This is a genomic window from Bradyrhizobium sp. CCBAU 53421 (assembly GCF_015291625.1).
In the GTDB taxonomy this organism is placed as follows: Bacteria; Pseudomonadota; Alphaproteobacteria; order Rhizobiales; family Xanthobacteraceae; genus Bradyrhizobium.
In genome coordinates, this window is sequence record NZ_CP030047.1 from 3402496 (window position 1) to 3419478 (window position 16983).

Genomic DNA, 16983 nt, shown 5'->3' on the forward strand with positions numbered 1-16983 from the left:
GGACAAATGGCGGGCCTCAGCTTTAACCTCATTGCGCTGCAACTGTTTGCCGGGCTGGCGCTCGGCGCCATCTATGTACTGTTTGCTATCGGCCTCTCGCTGATCTTCGGCATGTTGACGGTCGTCAACTTCGCCCACGGCGCGTTCTACATGGTCGGCGCCTATGTCGGACTCTATCTGATCTCGATCGGGGGCAATTTCTGGATCTGCCTCGTGGCGGTGCCGATTGCAATCGGACTGTTTGGCCTCGCCGTCGAACGCGTGCTGATCCGGCCGCTTTACGGCCGCGGCATCGACTATCCGCTGCTGCTGACCTTCGGGCTGAGCTATGTGATGGTCGAATGCGTGCGCATTGCCTTCGGCAAGACCGGTTACCCCTTCGACACGCCAGAGGTTCTGCAGGGCGCCGTCGATATTGGTGTCGGCTATTTCCCGCTCTACCGCCTGTTCGTGATCGGCGCTACGGCTGTCGTTCTGCTGGCGCTCTGGCTGTTTCTGGAGAAGACCAGCTTCGGGTTGATTATCCGCGCCGGCGCGCGCGATCCGCAGATTGTCCGCGTTCTTGGGGTCGATGTCTCCAAGGTCTGGCTGATCGTGTTCGGGATCGGCACCGCCATTGCGGGTTTCGCCGGCCTGTTGGCTGCCCCGCTCCAGGGTGTCATCCCTGAGATGGGCGGCACGATTCTGGCCGAAGCCTTCGTGGTGACCGTTGTTGGAGGGATGGGGTCGATCGGCGGCGCGGTCCTGGCAGGCCTGCTGGTTGGTGTGGTGGTCAGCATGACCTCGCTGTTCGCGCCGGAGATGGCCAAGGTTTCGATCTTCGCGTTGATGGCGCTCGTTCTGATCGTTCGTCCACAAGGCTTCTTCGGCCGCGCCGGATTGATGAGCTGAGCGCGGCATGACCGAAACCACTCAATCGATCAAGCAGCCCAATGCCAGGACGGGTAGTTGGTACGAGTTCGCAACGCGGCACCGTGCCAGTATCGTCGCGGCGGTCATCCTGGTCTTCCCGCTGGTGATGCCGTTCACGGCCCTCGCAGTGAACATCCTGATCTATGGGCTATACGCCCTCGGCTTCAACCTCGTGTTTGGTTATCTGGGTCTCCTCTCGTTCGGTCATGCGGCGTTGCTCGGAACCGGTGCCTACCTTTGTGGTATCGCCATCGTGCACTTCGGCTGGCCGTGGTATGCGGCCATCGCCGCCGGGGTCGCCGGCGGATTGTTGATGGCGCTCTTGATCGGCGTGCTCGCGATCAGGACCCGAGGCATCTACTTCGCCATGGTCACGATGGCGCTGTCACAGTGTGTCTACTACCTTTTCTACCAGGCGGTTGACTTGACCGGCGGCGAGAACGGCCTTCGCGGCATCAACGTCCGCACCATCGATCTGTTCGGCCTGCGGATCGACTTCATCAATCCGATGATCCGGTACTACGTCATCGCGGCTTTTGTCATCGCCGCATTCTTTATGATGTCGCGCATTCTCGCGTCGCCCTTTGGTGCCGTCATCGAGGCTGTGCGGGAGAACGAGATGCGTGCCCGCGCGTCCGGTTATGACGTCACCAAGACCCGACTGCTGACCTTCGTTTTATCGGGCGGCTTCTGCGGCCTCGCGGGCGCCTTGCAGGCCTTGCATCTGTCGATCGTTCCGATCGAGATCCTGCATTATGAGACCTCGGGCCTGGTCGTGATGATCGCTCTTCTGGGCGGGATGGGGACGTTCTTCGGGCCGATGGTCGGCGCCGCGGTTTTCCTAGTCCTGGAGAATGTGGTTTCGGTGTGGACCGTTCACTGGCAGCTGATCGTTGGAGCCATCTTCATTGCATGCGTGTTGTTCTTCCCAGCCGGCATCTGGGGCACGCTGATCGCGCGGGGTAGACGATGAGCGCTGCGGCACGTCAGGCAGGAGACGTCATTCTGCGCACCAGGGGCGTCGGCAAGACGTTCGGAAAGTTTGTCGCCCTCAACAACATCTCGGCTGAGTTTGCCAGGGGAGCGATCACCTCCATTATTGGTCCGAATGGGGCAGGAAAGAGCACCTACTTCAACTTGCTGTGCGGCGCCTTTCCGCCGACGAAGGGCAGTGTTGAGTTTGAAGGCAAGGAGGTCGCCGGTCTGCCGCAACACCGCTTTGCGCATATGGGGATCGCAAAATCCTTTCAGATCACCAGCGTGTTTCCGCAGCTTACGACACGAGAGAACATCCGCGTTGGTGTGCAGGCGCTGGTGTCGCGATACGACATCTGGCGTCCCCGTGCGCGCCTGACCGAACTGACCGAGCGGGCGGACGAATTGCTGGCTCTCGTCGGGTTGTGGGAATCGCGGGAACGCGCGGCCAAGACGCTGGCCCATGGCGAGCAGCGGGCACTGGAGATCGGCATGGCGCTGGCCAGCCAGCCCCGCTTGCTGCTGCTGGACGAACCGACGGCCGGCATGAGCCCGGAAGAAACTCGGACCATGATGGATCTGATCGTGAAACTCGCCAAGGAGCGTACGGTCATTCTGGTCGAGCACAAGATGAAGCTGGTGCTGGGGATCAGCGATCGCATCCTGGTACTGCACCACGGAGAGCTGCTGGCCGAGGGAACGCCGCAAGAGGTTCGGCAGAACGAGGCGGTGAAGCGCGTCTATCTCGGCCAGCGGGAGCACTGACGCGATGCTGCAGATCAGCAAGCTCAATGCCTGGTATGGTGCAAGTCACGCATTGCAGGATATTAGTCTCGAGGTGACTCGGGGCGAGATCGTCTGTCTCATTGGCCGCAACGGGGCCGGCAAGACGACGACGCTCAAATCGATCATGGGCTTGATGGGGCGGACGCGCGGCTCGATCACCTTCAAGGGTGAAGAGTTGCTGCGCCAGCCGGCGCATGTGCGGTTTGCTTTGGGACTGGCCTACGTTCCAGAGGAGCGGCGGATTGTGCAGGGGCTCACCGTGCGAGAGAATCTGCGGCTCGGGCTGGTCGCATCGAAGGAGAAGAACCGTGAAGGCGAGCTAATCGACGAGATCGCTGCGATCTTCCCCCGACTGGCCGAGCGCATGGATCAAGAGGCGGTCACGATGTCCGGCGGCGAGCAGCAGATGCTGGCGATCGCGCGGGCAATGATCGCGAAGCCCGACCTGATCATGCTGGATGAGCCGTCGGAGGGCATCATGCCCGTCCTGGTCGACGAGATGTTCGAGTTGTTCCGCAACATGAAGGCGCAGGGAACGACGGTTCTGCTGGTCGAGCAGAACGTCGAACTCGCGCTCGGCATTGCCGATCGTGCCTACGTGCTGGACCAGGGGGCTGTCGTGCATCAGGCGTCCGCGCAGGCGCTGCTTGCCGACGACGAGATCAAGGAGCGCTACTGCTCAGTGTGAGCTGGCTCTCGGGTTCGTGCTTCTGTGACCCGAACCGGCTTCATTCCGCGGCGCTCGCGATCGCGTCGGCTTTCCGATTGCTGACGACGACCTTGATCGCGTCGTCCACGCGGTCCCGCGCGTATCTCAGCGCCATCGGCAGGTCGGCCAGCGGAAACGTATGCGTATGGATCCTGGTCGCGTCGAAACGCTTCGCGGCCATCAATTCCATCGCGCGGTGCGTTGCGCCGCGGCCTTCGCCCCGGATGCCGTAGGCGTAGATGTTGTTCCGGACGAGATGCGCGATATCCAGCGTCGCGGCCTCGTGCGGGAAGGCCGCTAGACAGATCTTGCCGCCGCGATTGGTCATGTGAATGGCCTGGTTGAGTGTCGCTTCGGTGCCGGCACATTCGACGACATAGTCCGCGCCGATCCCCCCTGTTAGTTGCTTCACGACATTGACGGCGTCTTCGTCGTTGATGTTGATGACGCGGTCGGCCCCCAATTCCCCGCCGATCGCCAGCCGCTTGTTGCGCGTACCGGTCAGGATAACCGGGCTTGCGCCGAGCGCCTTGGCCACCGCAACTGCGAGAAGACCGATCGGCCCCGGGCCGATCACCACGACGCTCTCGCCGGCCACCAATCCCCCCAATTCCGTCAAGCCATACATCGATGTCCCGGCAGTCACCACGAGCGTTGCTTCCGCGTCGCTCATGGTGTCGGGTACGCGCGCCAGCGTGTTGATGTGGTTGACCGCGTATTCGGCGAACCCGCCGTCGGTCGTAAAGCCGTTGGCGCGGTGACCCTTCTCGGGCTTTCCATAGTTGAGACAGGACGTGTACATGCCTTGGCGACAGCGTTTGCATTGGCCGCAGCCGGCGTGGATCTCGACGCTGACCCGCTCACCGATCCTGAACTCGTCGACATCAGGGCCAAGCGCGGCAACCGTGCCCATGTATTCGTGACCCGGCGTAAAGTTCTTGTTGAAGGGCGCGCCGCCCTGAATGCTTGCGGGCGGTCCGGCATGGATGATCTCGAGATCGGTGGCGCAGATCGCAACCGCGTCGATGCGCACCAGCACCTCGGCGCGCGACGGGGTCGGCGTCGGCTTCTCGCGCAGCAGGAGCTGGTCGGGGTCGCCAAGGACCCAGGCTTTCATCAGGTCGGGGACGGGAAGATCGGACGATGTCTTGACGCCGGGCGGTTGGTACATGGGCACTTCCTCTTTTGGCTGGCAGCCTAGCGCGAAACGGAGGTCTGCCGCGAGCATCCGATCGTTGGCATCCGGCCGCTGCATTTTGCTGCACGGCAGCAAGCGCGTCGCAAAACCTTCATGCGTGGTCTATACTTGGTCGCTCCGTTGATGTTGAAATCCGCATTGCATGCTCTCCCAGACCGGAGCCTCTCATGAAGACCGTCCGCCTTGTCCTCGCGTTGCTGGCGCTGACACTGATCGCGCCGTGGCAATCTGCCAGGGCGGCCGACGTGATCTGCTACAATTGCCCGCCGGAATGGGCAGATTGGGCCTCGATGCTGAAGGCGATCAAGGCGGACCTCAACTACGATATTCCGCATGACAACAAGAATTCCGGTCAGGCGCTGGCCCAGATCCTGGCCGAGAAGAGCAACCCGGTCGGCGACATCGGCTATTTCGGCGTCACTTTCGGCATGAAGGCCAAAGCCCAGGACGCGCTCGAGCCCTACAAGCCGGCGCACTGGGATCAGGTCCCCGCCGGTCTCAAGGATCCGGACGGCTATTGGACCACGATCCACTCCGGCACGCTCGGCCTGTTCGTGAACAAGGATGCGCTCGGCGGCAAGCCGGTGCCGGCCTGCTGGAAGGACCTCCTGAAGCCCGACTACAAGGGGATGGTCGGCTATCTCGACCCGTCGTCTGCGGCGGTCGGTTATGTCGGCGCGGTCGCCGTCAATCTGGCGCTGGGAGGCTCACCCATCAATTTCGATCCGGCGATCGCCTTCTTCAAGGAACTGCGCAAGAACGATCCGATCGTACCCAAACAGACGTCGTATGCCCGCGTGGTCTCCGGTGAGATGCCGATCCTGTTCGACTACGACTTCAACGCCTATCGCGCGAAATATTCGGAGAAGGGCAACTTCGAGTTTGTCATTCCCTGTGAGGGGTCGGTGGCGTTTCCCTATGTCGTCGGTCTGGTGAAGAACGCGCCCGACAAGGAGAAAGCCAAGAAGGTGATGGACTATCTCCTCTCCGACAAGGGGCAGGCGATCTGGACCAATGCCTATCTGCGCCCCTCGCGCCCGATCGAGCTGTCGGCTTCCGTGAAGGGCAAATTCCTCCCCGACAGCGACTATGCCCGCGCCAAGAGCGTGGATTGGGGCGAGATGGAAAACGTGCAAAAAGCCTTCGTCGACCGCTATCTCGCCGAAGTTCGCTGAGGCAATATGGTGCCCTTCGACGGGGCACCCTTCTTCCGATGCCGCAAAAATCCTTCGTTTGGCTCTGTCTGCTGCCGCTTTTGCTGGTGACGGCGGCGTTCTTTCTGTTGCCGATGGCCCGACTGGTGGTGGCGGGCGCCGAAGGGCCGCACGGGCTCGCCGGATATCTCGCCATCCTCACGGAAGGCCGCTATCGCGCGACGTTGATCAATACCGTGCTGCTGGCGGCGGCAACCACGGTCGTCACGCTGATCGTGGCGACGATCGCCGGAATGTTCCTGCAGCGGCACCGCTTTCCCGGGCGGGCCGTGCTGATCGCCATGCTGACGTTTCCGCTGGCCTTTCCCGGCGTGGTGGTCGGCTTCATGATCATTCTGCTGGCAGGCCGGCAAGGGCTGATCGGCGATCTCTCGAACCGGATATTCGGCGAGAAGTTCGTGTTCGCCTACTCGATCTACGGGCTCTTCCTCGGCTATCTCTATTTCTCGATCCCGCGCGTGATCCTGACCATCATGGCGGCCGTGCAGAAGCTCGACGTCGGGCTGGAAGAAGCTGCGCGTTCGCTTGGCGCCAGCCCGTGGGCGGTGCAGCGCGATGTCGTGCTGCCGGCACTGGCGCCGGCGTTCGTCGCGTCCGGCGCGATCGCCTTTGCGACCGCGATGGGTGCCTTCGGAACCGCGTTCACGCTGGCGACGAACATCGACGTGCTGCCGATGCTGATCTACACCGAGTTCACGCTGGCCGCCAATTTCGCGACCTCGGCAGCGCTGTCGGTGGGGCTTGGCCTGATCACCTGGCTCATCCTCGCGCTGGCCCGCACGTTCAGCGGCAGTGCGGTCGCGGCGGCTGGGTAAGGGCATGCGCGATCGCCTGATCTTCACCGGCCAATTCATTTTCACGCTGCTCGTTGCGGCATTCCTGGTGGTGCCCGCAGGGCTTTCGATCTCCGCCGGCGTCACCGTGAATTATTTCCGGGGCATCCAATCCGGCGTAACCTTGCAATGGGTCGCGCAGGTCTGGGAGCTCTATGCCGGCACTATCCTGCTCTCCTTCGTGATCGCCTTCGCGACACTTGCCGTCACGCTGCTCGCCGGCGTCCCCGCGGCCTATGCGCTGCATGCGCGGGGAGGCCGGCTGGCCCGCATCGTCGAGGAGATCATCACGCTGCCGCTGGCGATCCCGGGGCTTGCGATCGCGCTGGCATTGCTACTCACCTATGGCAGCTTTGGCGACTTCCGTCGTTCCTGGCTGTTCATCCTGGTCGGCCACGTCATCTTCACCATGCCGTTCATGGTGCGCTCGGTGATGGCGGTGTTTGCGACCGTGGACATCAAGACGCTCGACGAGGGCGCCGCGTCGCTGGGGGCGTCGCCATGGCGGCGCTTCTGCGATGTCATCGTGCCGAACGCGCTGCCGGGAATTCTGGCCGGCGCGCTGATGGTGGTCACGCTGTCGCTCGGTGAATTCAATCTGACCTGGATGCTGCATACGCCGCTGACGAAGACGCTGCCGATCGGACTTGCCGACAGCTACGCCTCGATGCGGCTCGAAGTGGCCTCGGCCTACACGCTGATCTTCTTCGTGATGATCATTCCGCTCCTGGTCGCGATGCAGCTGCTGGCCGACAGGGACAACAAGCGATGAACACGGCGGGGCACGGAGCGGCGGTGCGGATCGAGGCATGCGGCAAGACCTTTGCCGACGGCACGCGTGCGCTCGATCCCGCAACCCTCGACATCGCGCGCGGCGAGACGCTGGTGCTGCTCGGGCCGTCCGGGTGCGGCAAGACGACCATGCTGCGCATCATCGCGGGCCTCGAACTGCCGGACGCGGGCGGCAAGGTGCTGTTCGACGGCAAGGACATGACCTCGGTTCCGATCGAGCGGCGCAATGTCGGGATGGTGTTTCAGTCCTACGCGCTGTTCCCCAACATGACGGTAGCCGACAACATCGCCTACGGGCTGAAGATCCGGGGTGTTGCCAAAGGCGAGCGTGCCGCACGCATCGCCGAACTGGTTGCTCTCACCAACATCACGGGATTGGAGAATAGGCGGATCGACCAGCTTTCGGGCGGCCAGCGCCAGCGCGTAGCGCTGGCGCGCGCTGTCGCGATCCGGCCCGGCATCTTGCTGCTCGACGAGCCCTTGACCGCGCTCGATGCCGCCTTGCGCGATCGGCTGCGCAGCGAACTCAACCGGCTGCTGCGCGCGCTCGGAATCACGACGATCTATGTCACTCACGATCAGGCCGAAGCCATGGAATTGGGCGACCGCATCGTCGTGATGCGGAAAGGTGCGATCGCCCAGATCGGTACGCCGCGCGAAGTCTACTTCGCGCCGAACGACCGCTTCGTGGCGGAATTCATCGGAGCGGCGAATATCGTCGAAGCTCCGATCGAGAACGGCGTATTGATCCTGCCCGGCGGGCGATTGCCGATCGCGGGTGGCGCGACGGCTGCGACCGCGACCGTGATGATCCGCCCCGAAACCATTCGCGTGATGGACGCCGGGGCAGGGCTGCTCGTGGGCACCGTCGATTCCGTCAGCTTCACTGGCGACCGGCAGCGGATTGTCGTAAGCGGTGCATCAGGCAAGCCGCTCAATGTCGACGCGCCCAACACGATCCAGTCCAAGGTCGGCGATCGAATAGGGCTTTCGATCGCGCCCGACGCTGTACGTCTCCTGCCGTCCGAACCCTAGGATTGATCGATGCCTTCGAAACCGATCCTCATCGCGCAGATATCCGACCTCCACATCAAGCCGCCAGGAACGTTGGCCTATGGCCGGGTCGACACCGCGAAGGCGCTCGAACGTTGCGTGGCGGCGCTCGGCGCATTCGAGCCCGCACCCGATTTCGTCGTCATCTCGGGCGACCTCGTCGATACACCGTCGGTCGAGGAATACGACTATCTCAAGCAATTGCTCGCGCCGTTGCGCGTTCCGTTTGCCGGCATTCCCGGCAATCACGACTCGCGCCAGTGGATGCGCGAAGCGCTTCCTGCCGCGCCCTATGTTCACCCGACCGGCCCACTCGATCAGAAGATCGAGGTGAACGGCCTCGATCTCCTGCTGCTTGACTCAAGCGTCGCCGGCAAGCCGCACGGCATGCTCGAAGCATCCACGCTGCATTGGCTGGACGCGGCGCTGGCGACGGCGGCCACCCGGCCGGCGCTGCTTTTCCTGCATCATCCGCCATTCAAGGGCGGCATCTGGCATATGGACCGGCAAGACCTCTTCAATGCCGACGCATTGGCGGAAATCGTCAGGCGTCACCCGCGTGTTCGTCTGATCGCGTGCGGCCACGTCCATCGTGCGATGCTGACCACCTTCGCCGGGATTCCCGTGACAATATGCCCCGCGCCGAACCATGCGGTCGACCTCGACCTCGGACAGCTCCGCGAACCCTCGTTCAAGGTGGAACCGCCCGCATTTCATTTGCACACATGGTTTTCCGGCCAGGATTTTGGACAGCTGGTCACGCACCAGATCCCGATCGGTCAGTTCGATGGGCCGCATCCGTTCTTTGGGCCGGACGGCAAGCTGCTGTGAGCGGGCGGCGTTGACCGGTCACACGGACGGGTCTTGTCAGGCGAGATTGCGGTTGCTGGGCGGATTTTCCAGACCACGGGCAGCCATTGCCTACAATTGAGCGTTGCATAGGCACATATTTATTCCAAATTGTACCTTGGATGCCTTCCAGCCCGATCTTACCGGGGCGGACCTTTTGTTGCTGTAGGCCCCCGGCGGGGCTATAGTCCATTCCGCTTTCATTGATCGATGGCTCGTCGGTGTCGCGCTGTGGCGCGCCGATCGAACGCAACACAATCAGTCTGGATCACGATGACCGGTGCGCCGCCCATTGAACGAACTGCCGGCGCGCCGTTGTTCTCGAACAACAAGCTGTCGGTGCTGCGCAAGCATCCTTACTTTGCCGATCTCGAGCCCGAGGCATTCGATCAGCTCTGCCGCTACGCCAAGCACATCACGCTGAAGCGTGGGACGACGATCTTCTCCAAGGGGGATCCGGGCACCAGCCTGATCGCGGTGATCTCGGGCACGGTGAAGATCAGCATCTCCTCGCCGGATGGTCGCAACGCGATCCTGAACCTGATCGAGGCGGGCGAGATCTTCGGGGAGATCGCGCTGCTCGACGGCCTGTCGCGGACCGCCGATGCCACCGCCAACACCAACTGCGAGCTGTTCGTCATCGACCGGCGCGAGTTCATTCCGTTCGTGCGCAGCCAGCCGACGCTGGCGATGAAGTTTATCGAATTGCTTTGCGCGAGGCTGCGCTGGACCAGCGACCAGGTCGAGCAGGTGATCCTGCAGGACTTGCCCGGCCGTCTGGCGAGCGCGTTGCTGCGCCTCAGCGACAAGCACAAGCCGCAAGGGCGTACCATCTCGATCACCCAGCAGGAGATCAGCGAGATGGTCGGGATGACCCGCGAGAGCATCAACAAGCAGCTCCGCGCGTGGGCGACACGCGGCTGGGTCAGGCTCGAGCACGGTGCGATCGTCGTGCTGAAGCCCGAGTCGCTTCAGGAGCTGGTCGACGCCGGGGCTGATGACGGCGAGTAGCCATTCTGGCCGCGCGATCAATCCCGCATTTCACGAAATGGTGAGCCGGACAAGGCCTGTGAAACCATTCACATCGGCCTTGCGTGCCCTGCGGTAAGTGACGCTTCGGTGGAGCACATCCAATCGTGGAGGAATCCATGCAGGGCTCTTTCGACCATCGGCACCAGGACCCGGAGCGCAACTACCGGAGCTTCAGCATCAAGCTGATCGCTCTGCCGGTACTCGCGCTCGTCGCGTTGATTGGGATGCTGGTCAGCCACCCCGCCGCGGTGAAATGGATTTCGGACGCGGCGCAAGCGGAGTTCGCCGGAACCGACGCCGTCGACACCCCACTGCCCAGGATGGCGCAGCCCGCGCAGACGGCTCTGCCGCGCAGCGAGATGCGGACAAAGACCAACTGATCGTTGGCACCGTCGTCACGCTGCAACCCCGAGCAGCTTGGCCGCAGTCCGGCCGAGAATGTTGGCCTTGTCGTCGTCGCTCAGCGATGGGCTGGCGAAGATGTGGTCGACCGGTGCCAGTTGCCATGGATAGGGATAGTCGCTCCCCAGCACGATCTGGCCGGCGCCAACCTGGGCGGCGAGGTGCCGGATCGCCTCGGGCGTGAAGATCAGCGAGTCGAAATAGATCTGCTTGAGGTATTCGGTCGGCGCCTTCTGCAACTTGATCTCCGGATTGCATCCCTTGGGCCCGACCAGGCAGGGATGGTCCGAGCGATCGGCATAGGAGGGGAGATAGCCGCCGCCATGCGCGGCGATGATCTTCAATCCCGGGAAGCGGTCGAGCGTGCCCTCGAAGATCAAATGAGAGAGCGCGATCGTGGTCTCGAGCGGATTGCCGATCGTGTTGCCGAGCCAGCCATTGCCGGAGAGCCGCTTGCCGAGCTCGGGCACGCCCTGCGGATGAATGAACAGGGGAACGCCGAGTTCCTCGGCCTTGGCCCACACGGGATGAAACTTCGGGTCGGAGAATTCGACGCCATCGACCACACCGCCGATCGCCGCGCCCTTCAACCCCTGCTTCTTCACCGCCGTCTCCAGCTCCTGCACCGCAAGGTCCGGCGCCTGCAGCGTCAGCGAGGCGAAGGCCGCGAAGCGCTCGGGCTTCGAGGCGCAGAGTTCGGCGAGCTTTTCATTCTGGATATTGACGATCTTCCCGGCGAGATCGCGGTCGCGGTCGTACCAGAACGGGTTGATCGAAAGCACTTCCATATCGACGCCTGCGAATCCATCGCGGCCAGGCGCTTGTCGATCTCGATGAAGGCTTCGGCGGCGCCGTTGACCGGCGGCAGTTGATATTTCCCGGCGTCGGCGCCGAGCAGGGCACCTGCTTCGCGGAAGTGGCAATGCGAGTGAATATCGATGGTCTTGACGCGCTTGCCGTCGACGCTGACCGGCAACTTCCGGCGCGGTTGTTGCGCATTCGCATTGTGGACCATTCCGCAGCCGCAGAACACGATGCCTGCCGTCGCCGTTGCTCCCGCTTTCAGGAAATCCCGCCTTGTGGTCATGACGATCGCCTCCCTGGTCTTTTTGTTATGGACGGGGAGCGTAGGGATGCCGGCGAGCGGTCGCAAGACCACACGCCGTGCGTGTCGCGCAATGTTGATCTGCTCAGACCGACTTGATCTCGGGCCCTGGCGATGATGTCGCGCCATTTCGGAACTTCGGCGTCACCGCTCTAGAGATCGAACACCGCCACCGCGCTGATCGGCGATGCCGTGCCGTCGCGCCATTTCATCGGCAGGCCGATGGGGGTGAACGGCCGCTGGCCAAGCAGGGCTTCGAGATTGCACGGGCTTCGATGGCACCTCTGCAAGATGCCGCTTGCCTCAGTGTAGCACCTGAAGCTGCCGCGGCAGCCAGAGCGAGATTTCCGGCAGATAGGTCACGCACATCAGGACAAAGAACATGACGGCGTAGAACGGCCAGATCTTGCGCATGACCTGCTCGATAGTGACCTTGCCGACCGCGCAGCCGACAAAGAGGATCGCGCCGACCGGTGGATGGCACAGGCCGATGCCGAGATTGAGCAGCATGATCATGCCGAAATGGACCGGATCGACGCCGAAGTTCTTCATGACCGGCAACAGGATCGGCGTGGCGATCAGGATCGATGGCGCCATGTCGACGAGCGTGCCGAGCACCAGCAGCAGCACATTGATCAGGAGCAGGATGACGTACTTGTTGTCGGAAATCGACAGGAAGAAGGCGGTCATCTTGGCCGGCATCTGCGTCAGCGCCATGATGTAGCCGACGCTGGAAGCGCAGGCGATCAGCGTCATCACCATCGCGACGGTGCGCAGCGTGCGATGCAGCAGGACCGGCAGGTCGCGCCAGCGATAGTCGCGATAGATGAACATCGTGACGAAGAAGGCCCAGATGCAGGCGATCGCGCCGGCTTCGATTGCGGTGAAGATGCCGCCGAGAATGCCGCCCAAGATGATGACGAGCGTGATGAGGCCCCAGGAGGCATCGACGGCGATCCGGATCGCGTCCTTGGCCGGCACGGTCTGGCCATGCGGGTGCTTCTCGCGATAGGCGACGGCAAGGCACAGGATGATCAGCGAGAAGCCGAGCAGCAGCCCCGGAAACACGCCGGCCATGAAGAGGGCGCTGATCGAGATCGTTCCGCCCGTCGCAAGCGAGTAGAGCACCGCATTATGGCTCGGCGGGACCAGAAGGGCCTGAACCGACGAGCTGATCGTCAGGTTGGTTGCGAACACGCGCGGATAGCCGTTCTTTTCCATCTGCGGGATCATCACCGAGCCGATGGCGGACGTATCGGCGACGGCCGAGCCGGAAATGCCACTCAGGAACGTCGTCGCCAGCACGTTGACGATCGAAAGGCCGCCGCGCAGTCGCGTCAGTCCGACCAGCACGTCGGCGAACGCGACCAGGCGCCGGGCCATGCCGCCCTCCGCCATGATCGCGCCGGCCAGCACGAAGAACGGGATGGTCAGCATCGCGACCTTGCTGACGCCGTCGGAAATCTTCAGCATCACCGCTTCCAGGGGAATGCCGATCCACAAGGCGCCGACAATCGCCGCCATCGCCAGCGAGTAGGCGATCGGCATGCCGATCACGAAACAGAACAGCATGGTCGCGAGCAGAATGAGGATATCCATCGTGGCCTCTCGCGATCAATCGGCGGAAACGTCGCGGTGCGATGCGATCGGATCGGGTGGCGCACCCAGGAAGATCCGTTCGATGATGAACAGCAGCAGACAGGCGCCGCCGATCGGAATCGGAAGATAGGTGGCGCCGACCGAAAGCGACGGGAAGTCGGCGATCGTGTTGTACCAGGTCACCTCGACGAGCCGGGCGCCCCAGATGATCATGAACAGCGCAATCAGCCCCATCAGCAACTGGACGACAAGGTCGGTCAGGTTGCGCAGCGAGGCGGGCAGCTTGTTGGCGAAATATGCGACGTTCATATGCAGATTGAGCCGATATCCGGCGGCCGCACCGATGAACGTCACGACGATGGTGAGCAGCACCGCGAGAGGTTCGGGCCAGGATGCGGCGCTGTTCAGGACATAACGCGTGAACACGGCCCAGGGGATGACCGCCGAGATCAGGATCAGCGCTGCTGAGCCCGCGATGACGCAGGCAAGATACAAATAGTCCATCGCGCGGCGATATGATCCGGCCATGTCCATTCCCCGTGCGATGTCGATTTCCCGTGTGGCGCGGTATCAGGCGGACTGGATACGTCCAATCATCTCCTGATATTTCGGGCCGTATTTGTCCCACACCGGCTTGACCGCATTCTGGAATGGCGTCTTGTCGGCAATCTCGATGATCTCGCACCCGGCGGCCTTCACCTTGTCCATCGCCTGCTGCTCGTAGGTGTTCCAGAGCCCGCGCTCTTCCATCTGCGCCTCGCGCGCAAGCTTCCTGATCAGCGCCTGGTCGTCGGCTGACAGCGCGGACCAGGCGCGTTTCGAGAACACCAGCAGCTCGGGAACGATCAGGTGCTCGGTGAGCGAGAAGTGCTTCGCCGCGGTGTAGTGATTGCTGAAGACGTAGCTCGGCGGATTGTTCTCGGCGCCGTCGATGACGCCGGTCTGCAGTGCGCTGAACACCTGATCATAGCCCATCGCGACGCCGTTGCCGCCGAGCGCGTTCATCATGTCGATGAAGATCGGATTGCCGATGACGCGGAACTTGAGGCCCTTGATATCGGCGATCGTCTTGATCGCGTGCTTGGTGTTGTAGAGGCTGCGTGCTCCGGAATTCATCCAGCACAGCGCGACCAGTCCGGCATTCGGGCTTGCGGTGATCTTGTCCAGCAGCTCCTGGCCGATCGGGCCGTCCATCATCCGCTCGGCATGCGCCATGTTCTTGAACAGGAAGGGCATGTTGACGACATTGATGTCGTCGACGATCGGGCCGATCGAGCCCGCGCTGACGCGCAGCATCTGGATCGCGCCGATCTGGGTTTGCTCGATGGTTTCCTTCTCGCCGCCGAGTTGCATCGAGGGGAACATCTGCACCGACAGGCGGCCATTGGTCGCCGCGGCCAGCTTCTTGCCTAGGTTTTCCGTCGCGACCACGGTCGGGTAGCCCGGCGGCTGGACGTCCGACGCCTTGAAGACGGCCTTTGCCTGGGCGAGCGCCGGCGACGTCACGATGGCTGCACCAAGGCCGGCGCCGATCCGGATGAGATCGCGACGGCTCAGCCCCGCCACGCGGCGCTGTGATCGGCGTGCATGATCCATGTCGTTTCCTTCCTGAAACATCTTGCCCGGATTTTTCGCTCGACTAGTTCAGTTGGTCGAAGAACTCCGGATTGTTGTGTTTGGTGGTCGCAATGTCGGCCAGCAGCCGTTCCAGATGCCTGGCCATGGCGGTTCCGGCGGATGATGGATCATGCGCCTCGATCGCGGTCATCACGGCCTCGTGCTCGGCGATCACCTCGGCCATTCGCCCGCGCTGCGGCAGGGTGAGACGCCGGAAGCGATCGACGTGAACCTTGACCTGCAGGATCAACCTCCAGATGCCCGGGTACCCTGCGATGTCGGCGATTGCGGCATGAAAGGCTTCGTCGGCCTGATGGAAAGCTTCGCGATCTCCGGCCGCATCAGCCTCGCGCTGGCGTGCGAGGATGGAATGCAAGCCAAGGATCTGGCTCTTGCTCGCGCGTTCAGCGGCCATGCGGCTCGTGGTCTCCTCCAGCGACCTGCGGACGATGATCGCCTCAGGGAGGGCTGCGAGCGGGATGCGCGAGACGAAGATGCCGGATTGCGGGAAGATTTCGACCAGGCCCTCATCCGAGAGACGGAGGATGGCTTCGCGCACGGGCGTCCGGCTTACGCCGAAGGACATCGCGATCTCCGCTTCGAGGATCGGATCACCGGGCTTGCGATGCAGCGACACCAATTCGGCGCGCAGGTCGGCGTGGATCCGCGCGGCAGCGGTCTCGGTACGAGGGCGGCCGCCCCGCTTGTGGCCGGCGAGGTTGCGAAGCTCAGACTTTTTCGGTGAGCGGCCGGGCATTATTGCTCTCAAAATTGATATATTAGTATATGAAATCGTCGCGCAAGGCAAATAGCTTGTTCCTCGGTGCGTGCGGTGACGATCGAGCCAGGGCTTGCAGTCTATGGATCGACCAGGGCTGCGATTGGCTTGCTGGTGAAAGGCTTCGCGTCCGAGGTCGGGAGATCCGGCGTCCGCGTCAACGCCATCGCACCAAGCATTGCGGAGACCGCGTTGACCGGCCCGTTCAAGCAGCGGCCCGACATCTACAATCTTTATGCCGGCCACACCGTGTTCAATCGCTGGAGCAGCGCCGACGAGGTCGCGACCGCCGTCGCTTACCTTGCATGTGATGCGGCGAGCTATGTCAGCGGCAGCACGCTGTTCATCGACGGCGGTCGATGGACCGCCGACGGGTCTCACGCAACTGGCGCGCTAGGAGACAAAGCCCGCTTTGCTGCGGAGTTCGGACGCATCTGACGACGTCAGCCGTGCGATCAAACGCCGCGTCGGCGTTTGATCCGAGGCCTTCGTCGCGACGGCAGCCGTGTACATGGTCGCGAGCCCGTATCCCGGCGGCAATGTGCCCGACAGCACGACACCCTGTGTGCTGATGATCTCGGTCGATTGCGTGCAACCAATCGGCCGCCGGTCACCGGACTCGGCGAGGTGTTGCATCGCCGTCGCACCGTTTGGAAAGATTCTCAGCCGGTCGGCAACGGCATCGGCGATATCGAGTTGCGTCAGCACCCTCGCGACATGAATTCCTGCGGTTGATGCCTTGGTATCGGGCACGAAGATCGCGTCCGCAGCGAGCAGCACGGCGCGCAGGCTGGCCGCGTCCTCAGCCCTTGCCGGTGGATCGCCGGCGCGAACCGCAAGCGCCGTTTCAACGCGGCCGATGTCGGTGATCGAGCTGCGCAAAACCAGTCCTTCGTCGGCAAGCTTCGCGATAAGCGCAGCCGTGAGGATGACGAGGTCGGCTGGAACGCCGGTACGCAATCTGTCGGCTATGACGCCGACCGCGCCGAAATCACCGGCAGTGCCGAGACCGGTTTCGGCTTCAAACGCAGGCGCGAGGCTGCGCACCAGTCCCTGCGCCGCGCCGCCGCTCAGGATGTTCAACGTCTTCATTTGCGCCTGTTCCGTCACCGCGGTCTTGGCCGCTACG

Annotated in this window: 19 protein-coding genes and 1 pseudogene; 12 read left to right on the plus strand and 8 right to left on the minus strand. The window is 62.9% G+C overall.

Going from position 1 to position 16983, the window contains the following annotated elements:
* The first annotated feature begins 6 nt into the window (after positions 1-6).
* From XH92_RS16125 to XH92_RS16140, 4 genes are read left to right on the plus strand one after another with little or no spacing between them, the layout of a single operon-like run.
* The gene (locus XH92_RS16125) at positions 7-891 is read left to right on the plus strand and encodes a branched-chain amino acid ABC transporter permease (RefSeq protein ID WP_194460062.1); all 885 of its coding nucleotides are present in this window, start codon (positions 7-9) and stop codon (positions 889-891) included.
* Between the two features lie 7 nt (positions 892-898).
* The gene (locus tag XH92_RS16130; protein ID WP_194460063.1) at positions 899-1885 is read left to right on the plus strand and encodes a branched-chain amino acid ABC transporter permease; all 987 of its coding nucleotides are present in this window, start codon (positions 899-901) and stop codon (positions 1883-1885) included.
* Complete coding sequence (locus XH92_RS16135; RefSeq protein WP_194460064.1) at positions 1882-2652, plus strand: ABC transporter ATP-binding protein; 771 nt, start codon at positions 1882-1884, stop codon at positions 2650-2652. Before XH92_RS16130 ends, XH92_RS16135 begins: the two co-directional genes overlap by 4 nt.
* 4 nt (positions 2653-2656) lie before the next feature.
* On the plus strand, positions 2657-3361 hold the full coding sequence (locus XH92_RS16140) for an ABC transporter ATP-binding protein (RefSeq protein WP_194460065.1): 705 nt from the start codon (positions 2657-2659) through the stop codon (positions 3359-3361).
* A gap of 40 nt (positions 3362-3401) precedes the next feature.
* Here the strand turns inward: XH92_RS16140 and XH92_RS16145 are convergent, their stop codons facing one another.
* Positions 3402-4553: a zinc-binding dehydrogenase gene (locus XH92_RS16145; protein ID WP_194460066.1), complete on the minus strand. Its 1152-nt coding sequence runs from the start codon at positions 4551-4553 to the stop codon at positions 3402-3404.
* A 194-nt stretch (positions 4554-4747) separates the two neighbouring features.
* Between XH92_RS16145 and XH92_RS16150 the strand changes: the two genes are divergently transcribed.
* The 7 genes from XH92_RS16150 (at position 4748) to XH92_RS16180 (ending at position 10733) form a co-directional block, all read left to right on the plus strand.
* Positions 4748-5755, plus strand: a complete 1008-nt coding sequence (locus XH92_RS16150; protein WP_194460067.1) for an ABC transporter substrate-binding protein — start codon at positions 4748-4750, stop codon at positions 5753-5755.
* Positions 5756-5793: 38 nt separating this feature from the next.
* Positions 5794-6609 (plus strand): ABC transporter permease, encoded by an 816-nt coding sequence (locus tag XH92_RS16155; RefSeq protein ID WP_194460068.1) that lies wholly within the window; start codon positions 5794-5796, stop codon positions 6607-6609.
* 4 nt (positions 6610-6613) lie between these two features.
* Positions 6614-7399 carry an ABC transporter permease gene (locus XH92_RS16160; RefSeq protein ID WP_194460069.1) on the plus strand — a complete coding sequence of 262 codons (786 nt, stop codon included), beginning with the start codon at positions 6614-6616 and terminating at the stop codon, positions 7397-7399.
* Positions 7396-8454, plus strand: coding sequence for an ABC transporter ATP-binding protein (locus XH92_RS16165; RefSeq protein ID WP_194460070.1), 1059 nt, complete (start codon positions 7396-7398; stop codon positions 8452-8454). The genes XH92_RS16160 and XH92_RS16165 overlap by 4 nt, the downstream gene beginning before the upstream one ends.
* A 9-nt stretch (positions 8455-8463) precedes the next feature.
* On the plus strand, positions 8464-9303 hold the full coding sequence (locus XH92_RS16170) for a phosphodiesterase (protein ID WP_194460071.1): 840 nt from the start codon (positions 8464-8466) through the stop codon (positions 9301-9303).
* A 291-nt stretch (positions 9304-9594) separates the two neighbouring features.
* On the plus strand, positions 9595-10332 hold the full coding sequence (locus tag XH92_RS16175) for a Crp/Fnr family transcriptional regulator (RefSeq protein ID WP_194460072.1): 738 nt from the start codon (positions 9595-9597) through the stop codon (positions 10330-10332).
* A gap of 137 nt (positions 10333-10469) precedes the next feature.
* Positions 10470-10733: a hypothetical protein gene (locus XH92_RS16180; RefSeq protein ID WP_194460073.1), complete on the plus strand. Its 264-nt coding sequence runs from the start codon at positions 10470-10472 to the stop codon at positions 10731-10733.
* A gap of 15 nt (positions 10734-10748) precedes the next feature.
* Here the strand turns inward: XH92_RS16180 and XH92_RS16185 are convergent, their stop codons facing one another.
* From XH92_RS16185 to XH92_RS16210, 6 genes are all read right to left on the minus strand, one after another.
* Positions 10749-11483 (minus strand): amidohydrolase family protein, encoded by a 735-nt coding sequence (locus tag XH92_RS16185; protein WP_246788560.1) that lies wholly within the window; start codon positions 11481-11483, stop codon positions 10749-10751.
* Entirely contained in the window at positions 11405-11908 is a 504-nt protein-coding gene (locus XH92_RS43050) for a twin-arginine translocation signal domain-containing protein (RefSeq protein ID WP_246788453.1), read from the minus strand. Before XH92_RS43050 ends, XH92_RS16185 begins: the two co-directional genes overlap by 79 nt.
* A gap of 255 nt (positions 11909-12163) precedes the next feature.
* Complete coding sequence (locus XH92_RS16195) at positions 12164-13459, minus strand: TRAP transporter large permease (protein WP_194460075.1); 1296 nt, start codon at positions 13457-13459, stop codon at positions 12164-12166.
* A gap of 15 nt (positions 13460-13474) precedes the next feature.
* Positions 13475-13987 carry a TRAP transporter small permease gene (locus XH92_RS16200; RefSeq protein ID WP_194460076.1) on the minus strand — a complete coding sequence of 171 codons (513 nt, stop codon included), beginning with the start codon at positions 13985-13987 and terminating at the stop codon, positions 13475-13477.
* Positions 13988-14029: 42 nt separating this feature from the next.
* Complete coding sequence (locus XH92_RS16205; RefSeq protein ID WP_194460077.1) at positions 14030-15055, minus strand: TRAP transporter substrate-binding protein; 1026 nt, start codon at positions 15053-15055, stop codon at positions 14030-14032.
* 43 nt (positions 15056-15098) lie between these two features.
* Positions 15099-15833 carry a GntR family transcriptional regulator gene (locus tag XH92_RS16210; protein WP_194460078.1) on the minus strand — a complete coding sequence of 245 codons (735 nt, stop codon included), beginning with the start codon at positions 15831-15833 and terminating at the stop codon, positions 15099-15101.
* A 51-nt stretch (positions 15834-15884) separates the two neighbouring features.
* On the opposite strand from XH92_RS16210, the pseudogene XH92_RS16215 reads away from it, so the two are divergent.
* Positions 15885-16251: pseudogene (locus XH92_RS16215) on the plus strand (SDR family NAD(P)-dependent oxidoreductase); the annotation flags it as partial.
* On the opposite strand, the gene XH92_RS16220 reads toward XH92_RS16215, so the two are convergent.
* Positions 16248-16946 (minus strand): substrate-binding domain-containing protein, encoded by a 699-nt coding sequence (locus XH92_RS16220; RefSeq protein WP_194460079.1) that lies wholly within the window; start codon positions 16944-16946, stop codon positions 16248-16250. The pseudogene XH92_RS16215 and the gene XH92_RS16220 sit on opposite strands and share 4 nt — an antisense overlap.
* Positions 16947-16983 lie beyond the last annotated feature (37 nt).